This is a genomic window from Curtobacterium sp. MCPF17_001 (assembly GCF_003234615.1).
In the GTDB taxonomy this organism is placed as follows: Bacteria; Actinomycetota; Actinomycetes; order Actinomycetales; family Microbacteriaceae; genus Curtobacterium.
Window position 1 is genome coordinate 125,738 of the sequence record NZ_QKSL01000009.1, and the last position, 18,795, is coordinate 144,532.

General features: G+C 69.8%; 19 protein-coding genes. 8 read left to right on the forward strand and 11 right to left on the reverse strand.

The features are described 5' to 3' along the window. Positions 1-425: 425 nt before the first annotated feature. The 3 genes from nrdE to nrdH all read right to left on the reverse strand — a co-directional run bounded on the left by nrdE (position 426) and on the right by nrdH (position 3,316). Complete coding sequence (gene nrdE, locus DEJ24_RS10360; protein ID WP_111078554.1) at positions 426-2,531, reverse strand: class 1b ribonucleoside-diphosphate reductase subunit alpha; 2,106 nt, start codon at positions 2,529-2,531, stop codon at positions 426-428. A 17-nt stretch (positions 2,532-2,548) separates the two neighbouring features. After that, the gene (nrdI, locus tag DEJ24_RS10365) at positions 2,549-2,965 is read right to left on the reverse strand and encodes a class Ib ribonucleoside-diphosphate reductase assembly flavoprotein NrdI (protein WP_110904159.1); all 417 of its coding nucleotides are present in this window, start codon (positions 2,963-2,965) and stop codon (positions 2,549-2,551) included. A gap of 117 nt (positions 2,966-3,082) precedes the next feature. Next, on the reverse strand, positions 3,083-3,316 hold the full coding sequence (gene nrdH, locus DEJ24_RS10370; RefSeq protein ID WP_017886897.1) for a glutaredoxin-like protein NrdH: 234 nt from the start codon (positions 3,314-3,316) through the stop codon (positions 3,083-3,085). A gap of 365 nt (positions 3,317-3,681) precedes the next feature. Between nrdH and DEJ24_RS10375 the strand changes: the two genes are divergently transcribed. Both DEJ24_RS10375 and DEJ24_RS10380 read left to right on the forward strand, forming a co-directional pair. Beyond that, positions 3,682-4,887, forward strand: a complete 1,206-nt coding sequence (locus DEJ24_RS10375; RefSeq protein WP_111078555.1) for an MFS transporter — start codon at positions 3,682-3,684, stop codon at positions 4,885-4,887. A 76-nt stretch (positions 4,888-4,963) separates the two neighbouring features. Continuing rightward, entirely contained in the window at positions 4,964-5,782 is an 819-nt protein-coding gene (locus tag DEJ24_RS10380; RefSeq protein WP_111078556.1) for an aldo/keto reductase, read from the forward strand. 137 nt (positions 5,783-5,919) lie between these two features. Here the strand turns inward: DEJ24_RS10380 and DEJ24_RS10385 are convergent, their stop codons facing one another. Beyond that, entirely contained in the window at positions 5,920-6,249 is a 330-nt protein-coding gene (locus DEJ24_RS10385) for a hypothetical protein (protein ID WP_111043927.1), read from the reverse strand. A 143-nt stretch (positions 6,250-6,392) separates the two neighbouring features. Between DEJ24_RS10385 and DEJ24_RS10390 the strand changes: the two genes are divergently transcribed. Beyond that, positions 6,393-6,914, forward strand: a complete 522-nt coding sequence (locus DEJ24_RS10390; protein ID WP_111078557.1) for a ribonuclease H — start codon at positions 6,393-6,395, stop codon at positions 6,912-6,914. A gap of 79 nt (positions 6,915-6,993) precedes the next feature. On the opposite strand, the gene DEJ24_RS10395 is transcribed toward DEJ24_RS10390, so the two are convergent. Then, positions 6,994-7,245, reverse strand: a complete 252-nt coding sequence (locus DEJ24_RS10395; RefSeq protein WP_111078558.1) for a DUF6458 family protein — start codon at positions 7,243-7,245, stop codon at positions 6,994-6,996. Positions 7,246-7,305: 60 nt separating this feature from the next. Beyond that, positions 7,306-9,861, reverse strand: coding sequence for an RNA helicase (locus tag DEJ24_RS10400; RefSeq protein WP_111078559.1), 2,556 nt, complete (start codon positions 9,859-9,861; stop codon positions 7,306-7,308). Positions 9,862-9,937: 76 nt separating this feature from the next. Here DEJ24_RS10400 and DEJ24_RS10405 point away from each other — a divergent pair, with 76 nt between their 5' ends. Next, positions 9,938-10,951 (forward strand): LLM class flavin-dependent oxidoreductase, encoded by a 1,014-nt coding sequence (locus tag DEJ24_RS10405; RefSeq protein ID WP_111078560.1) that lies wholly within the window; start codon positions 9,938-9,940, stop codon positions 10,949-10,951. Between the two features lie 606 nt (positions 10,952-11,557). After that, complete coding sequence (locus tag DEJ24_RS10410) at positions 11,558-12,412, forward strand: NAD(P)-dependent oxidoreductase (RefSeq protein WP_111078561.1); 855 nt, start codon at positions 11,558-11,560, stop codon at positions 12,410-12,412. 12 nt (positions 12,413-12,424) lie between these two features. Here DEJ24_RS10410 and DEJ24_RS10415 read toward each other — a convergent pair whose 3' ends face one another. Together DEJ24_RS10415 and DEJ24_RS10420 are read right to left on the reverse strand one after the other, a co-directional pair. Then, the gene (locus tag DEJ24_RS10415; protein ID WP_111078562.1) at positions 12,425-13,975 is read right to left on the reverse strand and encodes a class I SAM-dependent methyltransferase; all 1,551 of its coding nucleotides are present in this window, start codon (positions 13,973-13,975) and stop codon (positions 12,425-12,427) included. Continuing rightward, complete coding sequence (locus tag DEJ24_RS10420; RefSeq protein ID WP_111078563.1) at positions 13,972-14,355, reverse strand: helix-turn-helix transcriptional regulator; 384 nt, start codon at positions 14,353-14,355, stop codon at positions 13,972-13,974. The genes DEJ24_RS10415 and DEJ24_RS10420 overlap by 4 nt, the downstream gene beginning before the upstream one ends. Positions 14,356-14,448: 93 nt before the next feature. Here DEJ24_RS10420 and DEJ24_RS10425 point away from each other — a divergent pair, with 93 nt between their 5' ends. Next, the gene (locus DEJ24_RS10425) at positions 14,449-15,693 is read left to right on the forward strand and encodes an MFS transporter (RefSeq protein ID WP_111078564.1); all 1,245 of its coding nucleotides are present in this window, start codon (positions 14,449-14,451) and stop codon (positions 15,691-15,693) included. A 27-nt stretch (positions 15,694-15,720) separates the two neighbouring features. On the opposite strand, the gene DEJ24_RS10430 is transcribed toward DEJ24_RS10425, so the two are convergent. Then, entirely contained in the window at positions 15,721-16,197 is a 477-nt protein-coding gene (locus tag DEJ24_RS10430) for a TIGR02611 family protein (protein ID WP_258366319.1), read from the reverse strand. 122 nt (positions 16,198-16,319) lie between these two features. Next, complete coding sequence (locus DEJ24_RS10435; protein WP_111078566.1) at positions 16,320-16,655, reverse strand: TraR/DksA C4-type zinc finger protein; 336 nt, start codon at positions 16,653-16,655, stop codon at positions 16,320-16,322. Between the two features lie 48 nt (positions 16,656-16,703). Between DEJ24_RS10435 and DEJ24_RS10440 the strand changes: the two genes are divergently transcribed. Further along, positions 16,704-17,741 (forward strand): LLM class flavin-dependent oxidoreductase, encoded by a 1,038-nt coding sequence (locus DEJ24_RS10440; protein ID WP_111078567.1) that lies wholly within the window; start codon positions 16,704-16,706, stop codon positions 17,739-17,741. A gap of 120 nt (positions 17,742-17,861) precedes the next feature. Next, entirely contained in the window at positions 17,862-18,317 is a 456-nt protein-coding gene (locus tag DEJ24_RS10445; RefSeq protein ID WP_111078568.1) for a DUF2510 domain-containing protein, read from the forward strand. A gap of 31 nt (positions 18,318-18,348) precedes the next feature. On the opposite strand, the gene arfB is transcribed toward DEJ24_RS10445, so the two are convergent. Then, the gene (gene arfB, locus DEJ24_RS10450; protein ID WP_111078569.1) at positions 18,349-18,771 is read right to left on the reverse strand and encodes an alternative ribosome rescue aminoacyl-tRNA hydrolase ArfB; all 423 of its coding nucleotides are present in this window, start codon (positions 18,769-18,771) and stop codon (positions 18,349-18,351) included. Between the last annotated feature and the right edge of the window lie 24 nt (positions 18,772-18,795).

Genomic DNA, 18,795 nt, shown 5'->3' on the forward strand with positions numbered 1-18,795 from the left:
TGCTGCTGTCACAAACTGCCCAGTACCAGCGGAACGATTCACCGTGCGGGAGTTGCCTGTGCCGCTACCCACACGCTCGGTGGTCGTCTTCGACGGCCAACGAGCGGCGGCAGCTGCATTGACGAAGCGGCCACTTGCAGCGCTTCGGTTGACACTTTTACCCACTGTCTTCACCTCCTCTCGGGACTGATTCAGCCCCGAGAGCCTGACCCGACTGGCCAGTTCGACTCATGTACAGTGGACGTTCCAGCGCTCAGTTGGAGTCCCTGTTAGGGGCTGTTCAGGACCAGGTTTTCGCGAACCTGGTCCTGAGCTCTTTGTGGACTTGTGCGGATCTGAAGGCGCGGTGCGGGCTGGCACCGCGCCTCCAGGCCGGGGGTGGTCGCGTCAGCGACCGGTGGTCGGCGTCGATGACGCCGAAGGCGTCACAGCATGCAGCTGACGCAGCCCTCGACCTCGGTGCCCTCGAGCGCGAGCTGACGCAGACGGATGTAGTAGATCGTCTTGATGCCCTTGCGCCATGCGTAGATCTGCGCCTTGTTGATGTCACGCGTGGTGGCGGTGTCCTTGAAGAACAGCGTCAGGGACAGGCCCTGGTCCACGTGCTGCGTCGCCGCGGCGTACGTGTCGATGATCTTCTCGGGGCCGATCTCGTACGCGTCCTGGTAGTAGTCCAGGTTGTCGTTCGTCATGAACGGCGCCGGGTAGTAGACGCGGCCGAGCTTGCCTTCCTTGCGGATCTCGATCTTCGACGCGATCGGGTGGATCGACGACGTCGAGTGGTTGATGTACGAGATCGAACCGGTCGGCGGGACGGCCTGCAGGTTCTGGTTGTAGATGCCGTGCTCCTGGACGGACGCCTTCAGCGCCTTCCAGTCGTCCTGCGTCGGGATGGTGATGTTCGCGTTGTCGAACAGCGACGCGACGCGGGGGGTGGCCGGCGTCCAGACCTGGTCGGTGTACTTGTCGAAGAACTCACCCGACGCGTACTTCGAGTCGCGGAAGCCGTCGAAGGTCTCGCCGGTCTCGATCGCGATGGCGTTCGAGGCACGCAGGGCGTGGAACAGCACCGTGTAGAAGTAGATGTTCGTGAAGTCGATGCCCTCTTCGGAGCCGTAGAACACGCGCTCACGAGCCAGGTAGCCGTGCAGGTTCATCTGGCCGAGGCCGATGGCGTGCGACTTGTCGTTGCCGTCCTCGACGGAGCGAACAGAGGTGATGTGCGACATCTGCGAGACCGAGGTCAGGCCGCGGATGGCGGTCTCGATGGTCTTGCCGAAGTCCGGCGAGTCCATCGTCAGCGCGATGTTCAGCGAGCCGAGGTTGCAGGAGATGTCCTTGCCGATCTCCTTGTACGAGAGGTCCTCGTTGAAGGTGGTCGGGGTGTTGACCTGCAGGATCTCCGAGCACAGGTTGGACATGTTGATCCGACCCTTGATCGGGTTGGCCTTGTTCACCGTGTCCTCGAACACGATGTACGGGTAGCCCGACTCGAACTGGATCTCCGCGATGGTCTGGAAGAACTCGCGGGCCTTGATCTTCGTCTTCTTGATGCGCGAGTCGTCGACCATCGCGCGGTAGTTCTCGGAGATCGGGACGTCGCCGAAGGGGACGCCGTAGACCTTCTCGACGTCGTACGGCGAGAACAGGTACATGTCCTCGTTGTTCTTCGCGAGCTCGAACGTGATGTCCGGCACGACGACGCCGAGGGACAGCGTCTTGATGCGGATCTTCTCGTCGGCGTTCTCGCGCTTGGTGTCGAGGAACTTCATGATGTCCGGGTGGTGGGCGCTGAGGTAGACCGCGCCAGCACCCTGACGCGCACCGAGCTGGTTCGCGTAGGAGAAGGAGTCTTCCAGCAGCTTCATCACGGGGATGATGCCCGAGGACTGGTTCTCGATCTGCTTGATCGGGGCGCCGGCCTCACGGATGTTGGAGAGCAGCAGGGCCACGCCGCCGCCGCGCTTCGAGAGCTGCAGCGACGAGTTGATGCCACGCGAGATCGACTCCATGTTGTCCTCGATGCGCAGGAGGAAGCAGGAGACGAGTTCACCGCGCTGGGCCTTCGCGGTGTTGAGGAACGTCGGCGTCGCGGGCTGGAAGCGGCCGGCGATGATCTCCTCGACGAGGTCGATCGCGAGTTGCTCGTTGCCCTGGGCCAGGCCGAGGGCGGTCATCACGACGCGGTCCTCGAAGCGCTCGAGGTAGCGCTTGCCGTCGAACGTCTTGAGCGTGTAGCTCGTGTAGTACTTGAACGCACCGAGGAACGTCTGGAACCGGAACTTCTTCGAGTACGCCAGGTCGTTGAGCCGCTGGATGAAGTCCATCGAGTACAGGTCGATCGTCGCCTGCTCGTAGTACTCGTTCTCGACCAGGTAGTCCAGCCGCTCCTTCAGGTTGTGGAAGAAGACGGTGTTCTGGTTGACGTGCTGCAGGAAGAACTGCTTGGCCGCCTCACGATCCTTGTCGAACTGGATGTTCCCGTCCGCGTCGTAGAGGTTGAGCATCGCGTTGAGGGAGTGGTAGTCCATCCCCGTCTGCGGAGACGTCAGATCGACGTCTGCAACTGCTGCGTCCAAAATGCTTCCAATCCTGAGTTGACCGCCACCACGTCGTCGGGGGTCCCGAAGACTTCGAAGCGGTAGAGAACGGGGACTCCGCACTTGCGCGCGACGATGTCCCCGGCGAGACCGAACGCCTCGCCGAAGTTGGTGTTCCCGCCGACGATGACTCCCCGGATCAGTGCCCGGTTGTGTTCGTCGTTGAGGAACTTGATGACCTGCTTGGGGACCGCTCCGTGTCCGTTGCCGCCACCGTAGGTGGGGAGGACCAGGACGTACGGGCCGTCCGCCCGCAGGGGCGGCTCACTCGCGTGCAGCGGGATCCGGTCGGCGTCCTGGCCGAGCTTCTCCACGAACCGGGCGGTGTTGCCCGAGACACTCGAGAAGTAGACGAGGCGGCTCATGGTGCGCTCCCTGACGAAGGTGCGGACTGCGGACCGGAGGGGTGTGGTGGGCGTTGGACGAGCCTCCTGGCCGTCCACCCGCCACCGGGCGTCGCGGGCCGAGTGGCCCGCGAGGCGTCAGGCCAGTTCGGCGCTGAGGGTGGCGATCTTGTCGGGGCGGAAGCCCGACCAGTGGTCGTCGTCGGTCACGACGACTGGGGCCTGCATGTAGCCCAGGCTCTTGACGTGCTCGAGGGCGGCTTCGTCCGTGGAGACGTCGTGCACTTCGTACTCGATGCCCTTGTTGTCGAGGGCGCGGTACGTCGCAGTGCACTGGACGCAAGACGGCTTGGTGTACACGGTGACGGCCATGATCTCCCCTGGTTCTGGGCCCGGTTGGAGGCCCGTCGTTCTGGTGCTGTGTTGTCGATGACGCTACTACATGTAGTGCCCGATGGGCGGGTGGACCACTAGAGGAAGTGTTACACCCCTGTAGTTTCCACAACGTCATCCACAGTCTGTGGATTCCCGTGAGGCCCGGTTTTCCGCCACTCTGCCACCGCCCACCGACACTTCCCACACCCTGTTGGGGGGCCTTGTCCACGGGTGTGGAAACCTCCCGCTCGGCGTGTCTGAGAGCGCTGCGCGGACACCGCCCCGAGCGCCGTCCCCCGCACGGGTGGCACGGTTCTCCACAGCTGCCGCAACGCGATCCGTCCGGTCCGTACACTCGTCTCGTGAGCGCGTACGGGTCCCTGCTGAAGACGCCCGGGGTCAGCCGGGTCATCGCCGCGCAACTCACCGCGCGGTTCCCGTTCGGCATGCTGTCGCTGGCGTACCTGCTGCACGTCGAGCACATCTTCGACTCGTACGGCGCAGCCGGACTCGTCCTGGCGACCACGAGCATCGGCCAGGCCCTCGCCGGTCCGCTCACCAGCCGCTGGATGGGCCGCTGGGGCATGCGCCCCGTCCTCATCCTGACGAGCATCGTGGCGCTGGTGACGATGGGCGTCATCGCCTTCTTCGTGATGCCGCTCTGGGCCTACGTCGTGATCGGCTTCGTCGGCGGTCTGGCGGTCCCGCCGGTGCAGCCTGCCGTCCGCACCATCTACCCGAAGATGGTCACGTCCTCGCAGCTCACCCCGCTCTTCTCCCTCGACGCCAGCGCGCAGGAGCTCATCTGGGTCGCCGGCCCGGTCATCACCACGTTCGTCGCGACGCAGATCGGCACGGTCCAGGCGATCGTCGTCGCGATGGTGTTCCTGCTCATCGGTGGCGCCTGGTTCATCGCCTCCCCCGAGCTCGGCCGGGTCCGCATCCCCCGCTCGAAGCGCGCGTTCGGGGTCGTCATGAAGCGGCCGTCGGTCGTGGTCGCCACCGTCACCGGCCTGCTGCTCATCGGCGCATGTGCCGCGGTGGAGGCCAGCGTCACCAGCGTCTTCGGCGAGGGCAGCCCGAACGCCGGCATCGTCCTCGCCGTGTTCGCGGTCGGGTCGCTCGTCGGCGGTCTCGCGCTGGGGCACCTCCCGATCTCGCCGAACGCCCTCTGGTTGCGCATGACGATCGTCTTCGTCGGACTCGTGCTCGCGGTCGGCAACCCGACCTTCTGGTGGCTTTGCATCTCGCTGGTCATCGCCGGCGCCGGCATCGCCCCCGCCCTGACGGTGATGTTCGGCTCGGTCTCCGCCACCGTCAAGTTCTCCGACACGGCCGAGGCCTACGGCTGGATGGGCACCGGCCAGCTCATCGGTGCCGCCGGCGGCTCCGCGGTCGCGGGCTTCCTGATCGACAGCAACGGCCCGAGCGGCGGGCTGATGGTCGGAGCCGTGATGGCGGCGGCCGGTGTCGTCTTCCCCCTGGTCGTGCGTCGGTGGTTGCCCGACCTGCGTGGTCGTGACGCCAGCCCGCTGCCCGACACCGAGCCGGTCCACCTCCCCACCTGATCCGTCGGTCCGGGAGTTCTCCACAGGACGTCCTGGAGGCACGGCTCGCCCCCGTCACGGCGGGCAGGATGGGTGCATGGTCATCTCCACCCCCCTCCGCGACGGCCGGAGCATCCCCACCATCGGCTTCGGTGTCTACAAGGTCGACGACGCCCAGGCCGCGACAGCGGTCGGACTCGCGCTGGCGGCCGGGTACCGGCACGTCGACACGGCCGAGATGTACGGCAACGAGCGTGGCGTCGGGCAGGCGATCCGGGCCTCCCGGCTGGAGCGCGATGACGTGTTCGTGACCACGAAGGTGTGGAACGACCACCAGGGGCGTGACGGGACGCTGCGGGCGTTCGACGCCAGTCTCGAGCGGTTGGGGCTCGACGCGGTCGACCTGTACCTGATCCACTGGCCGGCGGCGGCGAACGACCGCTACGTCGAGACCTGGCGCACCCTCGTCGAGCTCCGCGAGTCCGGGCGGGCGCGCAGTGTCGGCGTCTCGAACTTCCAGGTGCCGCACCTCGAACGGATCATCGACGAGACCGGCGAGGTCCCCGCCGTCAACCAGGTCGAACGGCACCCGTGGTTGCCGCAGTGCGAACTGATGGCGTTCCACGAGCAGCACGGCATCGTCACGGCCGCGTGGTCCCCGCTCGGCCGCGGGCGACTGATCGAGGATCCGGTCCTGGTCGGCATCGCGGCCGCGCACGACGTCAGCGTCGCCCAGGTGCTGGTCCGGTGGAACGTGCAGCAAGGCGTCGTCGTCCTGCCGAAGTCCGTGACGCCGTCGCGGATCCGCTCGAACCTCGACGTCGACGGCTTCGTCCTGACGGACGACGAACTCGCCGCGATCGCCGGCCTCGAGTCCGGTCAACGCACGGGCTCGCACCCCGACACCGTCGCCTGAGCGGGCCCGTAGCCGCATCCGCCGCCGTCGTCATCACGCGGAACACCGGTGCTCGTCAGTCGCGCCGCGGAAGCGCGCGGCGTCACCGACGAACACCGGTGTCTTGTCGAAGCCCAGAGCCCGAGGCCCAGAGGGGCTCAGCCCTGGCGGTCCTCCTCGGACTGCCACGGCAGGTGCAGGTCGCCCGGCTCCGGCTCGACGTCGCCGGCGTCGTCCGCGCCACCGGTCCCCGGGGCTGCGACGATGCGCGAGGGGTCGATGCCGTCCTCGCGCAGGTCGTCGTCGTCGCGCTGCTTCGTCTGGGACGCGTCCATCTCCCGCTCGCTCGACGGGCTGTACGACGTGTCGGCGGCCCGCTGCTCGCGCCCGCTCACCCCGTCGACGTCGTCGCTGTGCGCTGCCGAGGTCAGGGCGTCGGAGCGGTCCCGGTCGTCAGAGTGCTCGGGGCCTGCGATGTCGTTGCTCATGCTGTTTCCTCCCGTTTCCCCGAACGCTAGGCGGCGGACGGCTGCGGACTCCCAGGGCACCGGTCCGATCGGGGCACATTCGGACGCACCCTCGCAGGTCCGTTACGCTCGTCGGGCACTCGCCACCACCAGGAGGTCCCACCGTGACGATCGTCGCCGCCGCTGACGGCTCAGCCCTCGGCAACCCCGGCCCTGCCGGCTGGGCCTGGTACGTGGACGACGACCGCTGGGCTGCCGGCGGCTGGCCCCGTGGCACCAACAACCAGGGCGAGCTGACCGCCGTCCTGCAGCTCCTCAAGGCCACGAAGGACACCGGGGAACCGCTGCACATCCTCTGTGACAGTCAGTACGCGATCAAGGCCTGCACCGAGTGGCTCGCCGGATGGAAGCGCAAGGGCTGGCGGAAGGCCGACGGCAAGCCGGTGCTCAACGTGGAGATCATCCAGGAGCTCGACGCCGAGCTGCAGGGCCGCAAGGTGACGTTCGAGTGGGTCCGTGGGCACATGGGCCACGAGATGAACGAGGCCGCCGACGTCCGTGCCCGTGGTGCGGCGACGGCGTACCAGAACCGCACCGAGGTCCCGACCGGACCGGGCTGGCCGGGCGTCGACGTTCCGGAGCCGGCGGCGATCCCCGAGGTCGCTCCCCCCGCGACGCTCTTCTAGACCGCAGGACCGACAGCCACACGACAGACAGCGAGGGCGGGACCGTTCGGTCCCGCCCTCGCTGTCTGTCGTACTGGACTCAGTAGGTGCCGTCGCGGCGGTCCTGCCGGGTGATCTGCTCGCCGGAGGCCGGGTCGACCCCGGAGCGCGTGGTGGTGGTCGTCCGACGTCCGCCGAAGCCGACCGCCAGGCTGATGATGAGCAGGATGACGCCGGCGGCCATCAGGATGTAGCCGATGAGGCGCAGGTCGATGCCGGCGACCTGGTAGTCGACCGCGAACGCGACGATGGCGCCGATCACGATCAAGGCGATGCTGGAGCCGATTCGCATGGGGGTTCCTTCCGTGGGCTGCGGCTGACCGTACCCGGTCGGCAGCCCGCGTGTTCTGGCTCAGTCGACGTCGACCTCGGCCCACCCGTCGAAGCGTCCGATCTCGGTGACGCGGACCACGGCCTCGCCGGCGTCGTCGGAGGCGTCGAGGTCGATGGTCGCCGAGAACCCGAAGTCCTTGTCGCCCGCCGGGTCGGCGAAGATCTGCCGTGCACGCCAGGAGCGGCCCTGTTCGGAGAGCACGAGGTACTGCATGGACCGGGCTTCGGCGTCGATGCCGATCGTGTCGTGCTCGTCGTAGTACTCCTCGAGCACGTTGTCCCACGCGTGCTGGTCGAACCCGGCGGTGGCGTCGAGTTCGCCGAGTCCCTCGATGTCGTCCCGGGCGGCCAGCAGCACCCGCTGGAAGAGGGCGTTGCGCACGAGGACCCGGAAGGCCCGGACGTTCCCGGTCAGGCGGGCGGGCTGTGGCGGCGCGATCTCCTCGTGATCCGCTTCGGCGAGCGCGATGTCCCCGTTCATCAGCGCTTCCCACTCGTCGACGAGCGAGGAGTCGACCTGGCGGACGAGCTCGCCGAGCCACTCGATGATGTCGTCGAGCTCCTGGGTGCGGTGTTCGTCCGCGATGGTCTGCCGCATGGTGCGGTAGGCGTCCGACAGGTACCGCAGCACCAGGCCCTCGGAGCGCGTGAGCTGGTAGAAGCGCACGTAGTCACCGAAGGTCATCGCTCGCTCGTACATGTCGCGGACGACGGACTTCGGGGAGAGCGAGAAGTCGAGCACCCAGGGCTGTTCGTCGGCGTAGCTCTCGTACGCGGCGGTCAGCAGTTCGTCGAGTGGTTTCGGCCAGGTGACCTCTTCGAGGAGCTCCATCCGCTCGTCGTACTCGATGCCCTCCTGTTTCATCCGGGCGACCGCTTCGCCGCGTTCCTTGAACTGCTGCTGCGACAGGATCGCGCGGGGGTCGTCGAGGGTCGCTTCGACGATGGACACCATGTCGAGAGCGAAGGTCGGCGACTCCGGGTCGAGCAGTTCGAACGCGGCGAGCGCGAACGGTGACAGTGGCTGGTTGAGCGCGAAGTTCGCCTGGAGGTCGACGGTCAGTCGGTAGGTGCCGTCGACCTTCTCGATGACACGGGCGTTGATCAGCGTCCGCGCGATCGTGAGCGCCCGACGTGCCATCGCGAGCTGGCGGGCACGCGGTTCGTGGTTGTCGTAGACCAGGGAGCGGACGTCCTCGAACGCGTCCCCGCCGCGGGCGACGACGGACAGCACCATGGCGTGCGTGATCCGCATCCGGGACACCATCGGCTCGGGCTCGGCGGCGATCAGGCGTTCGAACGACGCCTGACCCCAGGACACGAAGCCCTCGGGTGCCTTCTTCCGCTTGATCTTGTTCTTCTTCTTCGGGTCGTCGCCGGCCTTGGCGACCGCGCGGGCGTTCTCGATGTCGTGCTCGGGTGCCTCGGCGACGACGTCGCCCTCGGTGTCGTACCCGGCACGTCCGGCACGTCCGGCGATCTGGTGGAACTCGCGTGCGGAGAGCTGGCGCATCTTGGTGCCGTCGAACTTCGTCAGACCGGTGAACAGGACGGCGCGGATCGGGACGTTGATGCCGACGCCGAGGGTGTCGGTGCCGCAGATGACGGGCAGCAGGCCACGCTGGGCGAGCTGTTCGACCAGCCGCCGGTACTTCGGCAGCATGCCGGCGTGGTGGACGCCGATGCCCGCCCGGATCAGGCGTGACAGGGTCTGCCCGAACCCGGCGCTGAAGCGGAAGCCGGCGATGGCCTCGGCGATCTGGTCCCGGCGTTCGCGGGAGGCGACCTTCGCGGACATGAGCGCCTGGGCTCGCTCGAGTGCCGCGGCCTGGGCGAAGTGCACGATGTAGACCGGTGCCTTGCCCTCGTCGAGCAGCCGTTCGACGGTCTCCTGCACGGGGGTCATCACGTACTCGTACTCGAGCGGCACGGGGCGCGAGACCCCGGTGACCCGTGCGGTCGACCGACCGGTACGGCGGGAGAGGTCGTCGGCGATGGTCGTGACGTCCCCGAGGGTGGCGGACATCAGCAGGAACTGCGCCTTCTCGAGCACGAGCAGCGGCACCTGCCACGCCCACCCCCGGTCGGCGTCGCCGTAGAAGTGGAACTCGTCCATGACCACGACGTCGACGTCCGCGTCGGGACCCTGGCGGAGCGCGAGGTTCGCGAGGATCTCGGCGGTGCAGCAGACGATCGGGGCGTCGGCGTTCACGGCGGAGTCGCCCGTGACCATGCCGACGTTCTGGGCGCCGAACAGGTCGACGAGCTGGAAGAACTTCTCGGACACCAGGGCCTTGATCGGCGCGGTGTAGTAGCTGCGCTTGCCCTCCGCGAGCGCGGCGAAGTGCGCACCGGCGGCGACGAGGGACTTGCCGGTGCCGGTCGGGGTGCTCAGGACGACGTTGGCGCCGGAGACGAGTTCGATGAGGGCTTCGTCCTGCGCCGGGTAGAGCGGACGTCCGCCGGAGGCCGCCCACTCGGCGAAGGCGAGGTAGACGGCGTCCGGATCGACGACACCGCCCTCGGCCGCCGGCAGTGCGGCGACGAGCGGAGGGGCGGTGGTGACGTCGGTCATGTGCCCATCCTCCCAGCCCCACGCCTGACACGGCCCGCACCTCCCGCAGATGCATGCGCCCGCATAGACTCGCCGTGTGCGTGAACTCGGATTCCTCTCCTTCGTCCCGAACCACGGCGGTGCTCCCGGTGCCGCGAGCGCCCTGGAGGACGGGCTGCGGCTCTTCCAGACCGCCGAAGCCCTGGGCTACGGCACCGGGTGGGTGCGCGGTCGGCACTTCGAGCCCTTCCTCACCAGCCCGATGACGTTCTTCGCCGCCGCAGCCCAGCGGACCAGCACGATCGGCTTCGGCACCGCGGTGCTCGGCATGCGCTACGAGGACCCGGTGCGCCTGGCCGAGGACGCCAGCACCGTCGACCTGCTCAGCGGCGGCCGGGTCCAGCTCGGCATCAGCACGGGCATCGCCGGCTACGGCCCGATCCTGGACCCGGTGTTCGGCGGCTCCGAGCGGTCCTTCCGCGACGAAGCCGAGGCACGCGCGGCCCGGCTGCTCGAGGTCCTGCACGGCGACGCCCTCGGCTCGGCCGGCAAGGGCTACGAGAGCATCCCCGCCGACGCCGAACTGACCCTGCAGCCGCAGAGCCCCGGCCTGCTCGACCGCGTCTGGTGGGGCGGCGGCAGCATGGGCACCGCGGTCCGCACGGCCGAGAAGGGCCTGCTGCTGCACTGCTCGACGCTGAACACCGAGGACACCGGCGCACCGTTCGCCGAAGCGCAGGCCGACCAGATCGCCGCGTACCGCTCCCGGTTCGCCGAACTGCACCCGGACCGACAGTCGAAGGTCGCCGTCGGCCGGATCATCGTCCCGCTGCTCGACGAGCACGACCGCGACGTCCACCGGGAGTTCCTCGCCGGGTACGCGTCCGGCATGGACGACGAGGGTCGACCGCTGTCGGGTCCGCCGTTCCGCTTCAGCAGGGTCCTGTCCGGCGAGCCGGCAGCCATCGTCGACGCCCTGCGCGCCGACCCGGCCGTGGCGGCGACCGACGAGCTGGTCGTGACCCTGCCCGCCAACGGTGACAGCGCCTCCCACGAGCGGATCCTGCGCATCGTCGCCGAGGAGATCGAACCGGCGGTCCGCGCCGTCTGACCGCACACGAGCGGCACCGGCGCCCGGCCCCGCCACCGACCCCGGCGCCGGGGCTCCGTCCGGCCTCAGCGTCCAGCGGGGCCCACGGGCCGGTGAGTTCCGTGGGCTGCACCGCCGGACGACCATCGGCGTTCCTGATCCGAACGCGATGGTGCACTCATCGTTCCACCTGCGCACCTTTTTGTCACCCGTGACGAATCCGCTCCGCACGACCACGGTGCCGCCGCGAGAACGAGGCCGTGCCGCCCGGGAACGAGGATGCGCCCCCGCAACGAGTGCGGGGGCGCATCAGGACGCATCAGGACCACCGGGGCGTCATCGGCCGGATCAGGAGGCCGCGACACTCGCTCGGCAGTCCTTGTTCGATGCGTGCGCCGACGGTAACCAGCCGACTGGCGCACCTCCGATCGTACCGATGCGACCAGGCACGGTGCGGAAAGTGGACGGAATCACAGCCTCCTGGCGCGCTCCAGTCCGAGGGTCACGGACGTCGTCGGCCCGCCTCCGGCCCGGCCGGTACCGTCCGTACCTGGCTGCGTCCACCACTGGCAGGGCAGGATGGGCGTGACCCGACCCGGGGTCTCGACGACGAGGTGGAGTGACGCGATGACGCGTGTAGTGGTGACCGGTGGCAGCGGCAAGCTCGGACGGGCGGTCGTCCGCGACCTCGACGAGCACGGGTACGACGTCGTGCTCCTCGACCGGGTGGCCTCCCCGGACAAGCCCGAGCGGGTGCAGTTCGTGCGGACGGACCTCACCGACTACGGGCAGGTGCTCAACACGTTCCTCGGCGTCGACGACCGCTACGACTCCGTGGACGCGGTCGTGCACCTCGCCGCCGTCCCCGCGCCGGGCCAGGTGCCGGACGTCGCACTCATCACGAACAACGTGACCGCCTCGATCAACGTGTTCCACGCTGCCCGCGCGGCCCGCATCCGGAACGTCGTGTGGGCCTCCAGTGAGACGCTGCTGGGGATCCCGATGGGCGAGCACCACCCGCCCTACCTGCCCGTCGACGAGGAGTTCGCGGTCCGCCCGCAGTCGTCGTACTCGCTCGGCAAGGCGGTGGAGGAGGAGATGGCGCGCCACTTCACCCGCTGGGACCCGCAGCTGAAGATGATCGGGCTGCGCTTCTCGAACGTGATGGACGAGACCGACTACCCGGCGTTCCCGTGGGTCGCCACCCCGGAGGCGAAGACGTTCAACCTGTGGTCCTACATCGACTCGCGCGACGGCGCCCAGGCAGTCCGCAGGGCCGTGGAGAGCGAGTTGACCGGGTTCGAGGCGTTCATCATCGCCAGCCCGGACACCGTGATGGACACCCCGACGCTGGAGCTCGTCGAGCAGTTCCTGCCGGACGTCGAGCGCCGCGCCGAGATCGACGGCGTCAGCTCGCTCCTGTCGTCGGAGAAGGCCCGCGAGCTCCTCGGCTACGCGCCCGAGCACACCTGGCGCCCCTGACCCTCCGCGGGTCTAGGCGGGGAGCAGCAGGCCGTCGAGGACCAGGTCGCGCAGGCGCGGCAGCAGGTCCGCGGTCAACGCCTGGTCGTCGACACCCGTGAGCTGGGCGATCGCGCCGATGATCTGGCCGACCGTCAGTTCACCGTCGGCGGCACCGACGAACGCGGCGAGCGCGGTGTCGGCGTCGACCCGTCGGCCGAACCCGCCGCCCTGTACGAGCGTCATCACGGTGGGGTCGTCGTTGCCGGGCCAGTAGTGCCGTTCCTCGGTGACGTCGCCGGCGACGCGGAGGTGCGCGGCGGCGAACGCGTCGTCGTCACGCTCGGCGAGCCAGGAGACGGCGTCCAGGACGCGGGCGATCGTCGCGCCGAGGCCGGCGGGGTTGGAGCCGAGCACCTGTGGGAGGCGTTCGAAGCGGCGGAGGTCGGGCGAGCCTCCGGACCGGACGACGACGTAGCCGAAGCCGACCCCGGTGACGTGGCGGTCGCGGAAGTCGTCCAGCCAGGCGTCGACCAGGTCGTCGAAGACGGGCGTGCCGGGCTTCGTGCCGCCGTCGCGGATCCAGGTCTCGGCGTAGGCGGGCGGGTCTTCGCGCTCCCGTTCGACCACCCACACGTCCAGGTCGGTGTCGGCGAACCAGGAGCGGACGCGCTCCAGTCCGTCCTGCCCCCACCGGTGTTCCCAGTTGCCGAGCAGCTGTGCGGTGCCGCCCGGCTCGAGGTGCCCGGCCAGCCCGCGGAGGACGGTCTCGACGAGGGCGTCGCCGACCATGCCGCCGTCCCGGTACTCGTAGGCGGGGACGCCCGCACGGCGGGGCGTGATGACGAACGGCGGGTTCGAGACGATCCGGTCGAACCGCTCCCCCGCGACCGGTTCGAACAGTGAGCCGAGACGGAAGTCGATGCCGTCGACGCCGTTGAGTTGCGCGTTGAACCGGGCGATGTCGATCGCCCGTCGTGAGATGTCGGTGGCGACGACCTGGTCGGCGAAGCGTCGGGCGTGCATCGCCTGGATGCCGCACCCGGTGCCGAGGTCGAGCACCCGCCGCACCGGCACGGGCAGCTGCAGGCCGCTCAACGTGGTGGTGGCCCCACCGACGCCGAGGACGTGCTCCTCGCTGATGGCGTGTCCGAGGGCGAGTTCACCGAGGTCGGAGACGATCCACCAGCTGCCGGCGCCCAGGTCGTCGACGAACGCGTAGGGGCGGAGGTCGACGGCCGCAGCGACGGTGTCCCCATCGACGCGCAGGACCCCGGCCGCGACCAAGGAGTCCACGCCGGCGGACGGGAACGCGGCCGAGGCATCGGCCCGCGGCACCGGCAGGCCGAGCACGAAGAGCGTGGCGATGGTGGACAGCGGTGTCGTCGGGCGGGCGGCGAGGGCCCGACGGGCGGCGACGCGCACCCCACGGTGCAGTGCGGCGGCCGCCTCGGTCCCCCAGAGTGCGTCGACCCCCTCGACGGAGTAGCCGGCGGTGGTCAGGTCCGCGGCGAGCGCCGAGGTGACGGCGGGCTCGGCGACGACGTCGGGCAGCGTGTCCGCGGCTGTGCGCTCCCCGCTCATGCCAGGGCCTCGGCACGGACCAGGCCGGCGGGCACCTGCCAGTCGAGGACCAGGTCGAGCAGGCCCGGGAACCGCTGCTGGAGTTCGTCGGTCCGGACGCGGCTGACCCGGGTCAGTCCCTCGAGGTGCTGCTCGAGCAGACCGGCTTCACGGAGCACCCGGAAGTGGTGCGTCAGCGTGGACTTCGGCCGGTCGATGCCGACCCACCCGCAGGAGCGCTGCTCGCCCGCGCCGTCCACGAGGTAGCGGTGCAGGATCGACAGCCGGATCGGGTCGGACAGGGCGTCCAGGACCGTCGGGAGGTCCATCTCGCCGACCGTGGGCTGCGGCAGCGGGCTGTGCTGCGGGAGCAGTTCGGCTCCGTCGGTGCGCTCGGGCATGCACGGACGGTACCACTCCGGGCTCGCCAGTACGAGTTGCGTCGTACAGGGCGCGTGCGGTACGAATGCACTCGTACAACGAAAGGGACGGCCATGCAGTCACCACGTTCGGTCGCAGGGTTCTGGATCCTCGCGACGATGCTCCTCGTCTCGGTCGCCTCGTCGGCCGTGCCGTCCCCGATCTACCCGGTCTACGCGGCCGAGTGGCACCTCACCCCGCTGATGCTCACGGCCGTGTTCGCGATCTACGTCGCCGGACTGCTGCTCAGCCTGCTCGTCGCCGGACGACTGTCGGACCACGTCGGTCGGAAGCCCGTCCTGATCGTCGGCGGCCTCGGCGTCGCCGTCTCGCTAGGCCTCTTCGCCGTCGCCGACGGGCTCGGCGCGCTCATCGTCGACCGCATCGTGCAGGGCGTCTCCGTGGGGCTGCTCATCGGCGCGCTCGGCGCGGCGCTCATCGACAACTCGCTCGAACGGCACCCCTCGCTCGCCGGCGTCCTCAACGGCGTCATCCCGCCGATCGCCCTCGCCACCGGTGCCCTGTCGAGCGGCGCCCTCGTCGAGTGGGGTCCTGCGCCGGAGCAGCTCGTCTACGTGCTGTTCGGGTCGCTCCTCGTGCTGCTCGTCATCGCCCTGGCGGTCGTCCCGGAGCAGGTCGTCCGTCGACCCGGCGCCCTGCGGTCGCTCCGTCCCACGGTGTCGGTTCCACGGGCCTCCCGTCGGCTGTTCCGGAGCGTCGCCGGATCGCTCGTGTCCAGCTGGGCGCTCGGCGGACTGTTCCTGTCCCTCGTCCCGTCCGCGCTCGGCGTGGTCTTCGGCATCCACAACCACTTCGCCGCGGGAGCCCTCATCGCCGTCGTCACCGGCGTCGGTGCCCTGACGGGACTGGCGATCCAGCGGATGGACACGCGGAAGGCGGTCCTGATCGGCCTCGTCGCCCTCGTGCTGGGACCGGTCGTCACCGTCACGTTCGTGTTCGTGCCGTCGCTGCCTGGCCTCGTCGTCGGCAGTGCGATCGCCGGTGTCGGCTTCGGCGCGGGCTTCCAGGCACCGCTCCGGATGCTGCTCGCCACCGCCGCCCCCACCCACCGCGCAGGACTGCTGTCGACGATCTACGTGGTCAGCTACCTGGCCTTCGGCGTCCCGAGCGTCGTCGGCGGGTTCCTCGAGCCGTCGCTCGGCCTCGTGCCGGTGCTCGCCGGGTACGGCGCGTTCATCGTCCTGGCAGCGGTCGTCGCCCTCGTGCTGCAGGTGACGTCGAAGGACGCCGCGCAGGTCGAGGAAGCCGCGGCGGAAGCGGTCGAACGGACGGCGACGGGCTCGGTCCGCACGGTCTGACGCGAGCGCCGGTGAGGGTCCTGGTCGCTAGTGCCCGGGACGCGCGGTCCGACCGCGCGGCCGCACCCCGACGTTCCGGTGTGCCTCGGCGTGCGCGGCGTCGACGTCCGCCTTGCCCCGGTCCGCCGCGTCCCGCATCCGCTTCGACGGCGCGTGACGCTTCGCCCAGTCCCAGAACCGGTGCAGCTTCGCACGGAGCCACGTGATGATCCGGTGGAAGAAGTGGAACTCGCTCGCCAGCACGGTCAGGCCGACGAAGACCACGAGCCACCCCGGACCGGGCAGCGGCACCAGGATCAGGCCGATGACGACGATCAGACCACCGACGATCCCGACCAGGACCTTGTAGAAGAGGTGCACGTGCGGGCGGGCGTGGATCCAGGTGCGCATGTCCCGGAACCACTGGAAGCGCTGGCGTCCGCCGTCACCCGGGTCCGTGGACGATGTCGCCGCGGACGCGTCGGGAACGCCACTCCGGGGAGGCTCAGTCGGGTCGCCGTGCATGTCCGAACGCTAGGGCGCGCGGCTGGGAAACCGCGGCGGAACCGGTCGGTGTTCGGTGCGGACGGCGCATCGCGTCCCGTGCTCCTGCGCACCCCGTGCCTCCGGTCCGGACGGGAGGCCCGTCACGCGTGCGCGACGCACGTCGCCGCCCACGGGACGGCGGCCAGGCGCGCCTCCGGGATCGGCTCCCCGCCCACGGCGCAGCTGCCGTAGGTCCCCGCGTCGAGGCGCCCGAGGGCTGCGTCCACCTGCTCGACGCGCCGGCGGGCGTCGTCCCGTACCGCGCCGAGGGACCCGCGCTCCCAGGCGAGGGTCGAACCCTCCGGGTCGTGTTCGTCGTCCGTGTTCGCGCCGTCCCGGGCGTCACTGACGTCCTGCATGCTCAGCTCGACGTCGACCAGCAGCTTGCTCGCGCGAGCCCGTTCAGCCTGCAGGGCGCTCCGCGGCTCGAAGTCCATGTCGCCGACGGTAGTCCGCGGAATGGACCTCCACCCGGATGCGTTCGCATGCACATGACGAAGATCGGGTTCCTCTCCTTCGGGCACTGGCGTGACGTCCCCGGGTCGAAGGTCCGCAGTGGGCGCGAGTCGCTCGTGCAGGCCATCGACCTCGCCGTGGCGGCCGAGGAGGCGGGCGTCGACGGCGCGTACTTCCGCGTGCACCACTTCGCACCCCAGCAGGCCGCACCCTTCCCCCTCCTGTCGGCGATCGCGGCCCGTACCAGCCGCATCGAGATCGGCACCGGCGTGATCGACATGCGCTACGAGAACCCGCTGTACATGGCGGAGGAGGCGGCGGCCACCGACCTCATCTCCGGCGGCCGACTGCAGCTCGGCGTGAGCCGGGGATCACCCGAGACCGCCCTCGCCGGCTACCGCTCGTTCGGCTACGTGCCGGAGGCGGAGGACGAGAACGGCGCCGACCTAGCCCGTGAACACACCGCGGTCTTCCGCCGCGCGATCGCCGGCGAGCCGATGGCGAACGCGAACCCGCAGATGACCGGTGCGGTCGGGTCGCTCGCGATCACGCCGCGGTCCGACACCCTGTCCGAGCGCATCTGGTGGGGTGCCGGCACCCGCGCCACCGCCGAGTGGACCGCCGAGCAGGGCATGAACCTGATGTCGTCGACCCTGCTCACCGAGGACACCGGCGTGCCCTTCGACCAGCTGCAGGCGGAGCAGATCGAGCGCTTCCGAGCCACTTGGCGCGAGAGCGGCTGGGACCACGAACCCCGGGTGAGCGTCAGCCGCAGCATCATCCCGATCATCGACGACGAGTCGCGCCACTACTTCGGCGTCCGCGCACAGGTGGAGGGGCAAGACCAGGTCGGGCACCTGGACGGGGGCCTCGCCCGGTTCGGCCGTTCGTACATCGGCGAACCCGAACAGCTCGTCGCGGAACTCGCCGCCGACCAGGCCGTCCGGGCTGCCGACACGGTCCTCGTCACGGTGCCGAACCAGCTCGGGGTGGACTTCAACGCCCGGCTGCTCGCCGCCGTCAAGGACGTCTTCACCGAGGTGGACGCCGCCCCGGCAGCGGTCTGAGGTGGGACCGGGCACCCCGGTCCCCCCTTCTGCCGACACCCGGTCTGGGGCAGCGCAGTCGGCACGTGCCGGGTAGCGTCGAGAGGCACTGACGACACCCGCACACACCAGGAGTTCCCCGTGACGCTGCCGGCCGCCGGCTGGTTCCCGGACCCGCAGGACACCGCACGACTTCGGTGGTGGGACGGTCACGCCTGGGGCGAGGCGACCCGGGTGCTGCCCCGCGAGGCACCTGACCCGATCATGTCCGTCCTCACCGCCATGCCCGCCGGACCGGCCTTCTCCGTCGAGGCGTCGGCCCGCGCCGTCGAGGCCCGCTCGTGGGCGTACGGCAGCACCGACCGACGGGTCTGCGTGTTCGCGGTCCTCGCCGTGGTGGCGGCGATCGTGTCCCTCGTGCTGAACCCGTGGGGGCTCTGCAGCCTGCTCGGCATCGCCGCGGGCCTGATCGCACTGGTGCGTCCGGGCGCGACCGGTCCCTGGCGGGTCGTCGGGCAGAGCATCGGGGCATCCGCGCTCGTGCTCGCCGTCGCGACCGGTGTCGTCGTCGCGAACGGGCACCTGCACCTGTTCTGAACCCGACGCCTGCCCGGCCGTCGGGCGTCGATCAGTCCTCCGACGGCCGCCGACGCTGCTGCTTCGTCGCCGAACGCTGCTGCTTGCTCGCCAGGCGGCGGCGTTGCGAGCCACGCGTCGGGCGGGTCGCGCGCCGTGCCGGGCCGGGCGGGGCGAGCGCGTCCCGTAGGAGTCCACGGAGCGCGTCGAGAGCGGCCTCACGGTTGCGCAACTGCGACCGCCGCTCGGACACCGTCACGGTGATCGTCCCCGCGGCCGTGCGCCGGGCGACCCGCTCGAGGATGCGCGTCCGCTGCTCGTCGCTGAGCACCGGCGACCCGGTGACGTCCCACGTCAGTTGGACGCGACTGTCGGACGTGTTGACGTGCTGGCCACCGGCGCCGGACGACCGCGAGAACCGCCACTGCAGTTCGGACTCGGGGATCGTCAGCCCCGGCCCCACCTCGAGGTCCATCCGGCAAGGGTCGCACGTTCCCCG

Coding starts and splice junctions, on each gene's coding strand:
- DEJ24_RS10380 (WP_111078556.1), top strand. CDS start 4,964: ATGGTCATCTCCACCCCCCTCCGCGACGGCCGGAGCATCCCCACCATC.
- DEJ24_RS10440 (WP_111078567.1), top strand. CDS start 16,704: ATGCACATGACGAAGATCGGGTTCCTCTCCTTCGGGCACTGGCGTGAC.
- DEJ24_RS10420 (WP_111078563.1), bottom strand. CDS start 14,355: ATGCCCGAGCGCACCGACGGAGCCGAACTGCTCCCGCAGCACAGCCCG.
- DEJ24_RS10395 (WP_111078558.1), bottom strand. CDS start 7,245: ATGCGAATCGGCTCCAGCATCGCCTTGATCGTGATCGGCGCCATCGTC.
- arfB (WP_111078569.1), bottom strand. CDS start 18,771: ATGGACCTCGAGGTGGGGCCGGGGCTGACGATCCCCGAGTCCGAACTG.
- DEJ24_RS10400 (WP_111078559.1), bottom strand. CDS start 9,861: ATGACCGACGTCACCACCGCCCCTCCGCTCGTCGCCGCACTGCCGGCG.
- nrdI (WP_110904159.1), bottom strand. CDS start 2,965: ATGAGCCGCCTCGTCTACTTCTCGAGTGTCTCGGGCAACACCGCCCGG.
- DEJ24_RS10430 (WP_258366319.1), bottom strand. CDS start 16,197: ATGCACGGCGACCCGACTGAGCCTCCCCGGAGTGGCGTTCCCGACGCG.
- nrdH (WP_017886897.1), bottom strand. CDS start 3,316: ATGGCCGTCACCGTGTACACCAAGCCGTCTTGCGTCCAGTGCACTGCG.
- DEJ24_RS10385 (WP_111043927.1), bottom strand. CDS start 6,249: ATGAGCAACGACATCGCAGGCCCCGAGCACTCTGACGACCGGGACCGC.
- DEJ24_RS10425 (WP_111078564.1), top strand. CDS start 14,449: ATGCAGTCACCACGTTCGGTCGCAGGGTTCTGGATCCTCGCGACGATG.
- DEJ24_RS10410 (WP_111078561.1), top strand. CDS start 11,558: ATGACGCGTGTAGTGGTGACCGGTGGCAGCGGCAAGCTCGGACGGGCG.
- nrdE (WP_111078554.1), bottom strand. CDS start 2,531: ATGGACTACCACTCCCTCAACGCGATGCTCAACCTCTACGACGCGGAC.
- DEJ24_RS10435 (WP_111078566.1), bottom strand. CDS start 16,655: ATGGACTTCGAGCCGCGGAGCGCCCTGCAGGCTGAACGGGCTCGCGCG.
- DEJ24_RS10415 (WP_111078562.1), bottom strand. CDS start 13,975: ATGAGCGGGGAGCGCACAGCCGCGGACACGCTGCCCGACGTCGTCGCC.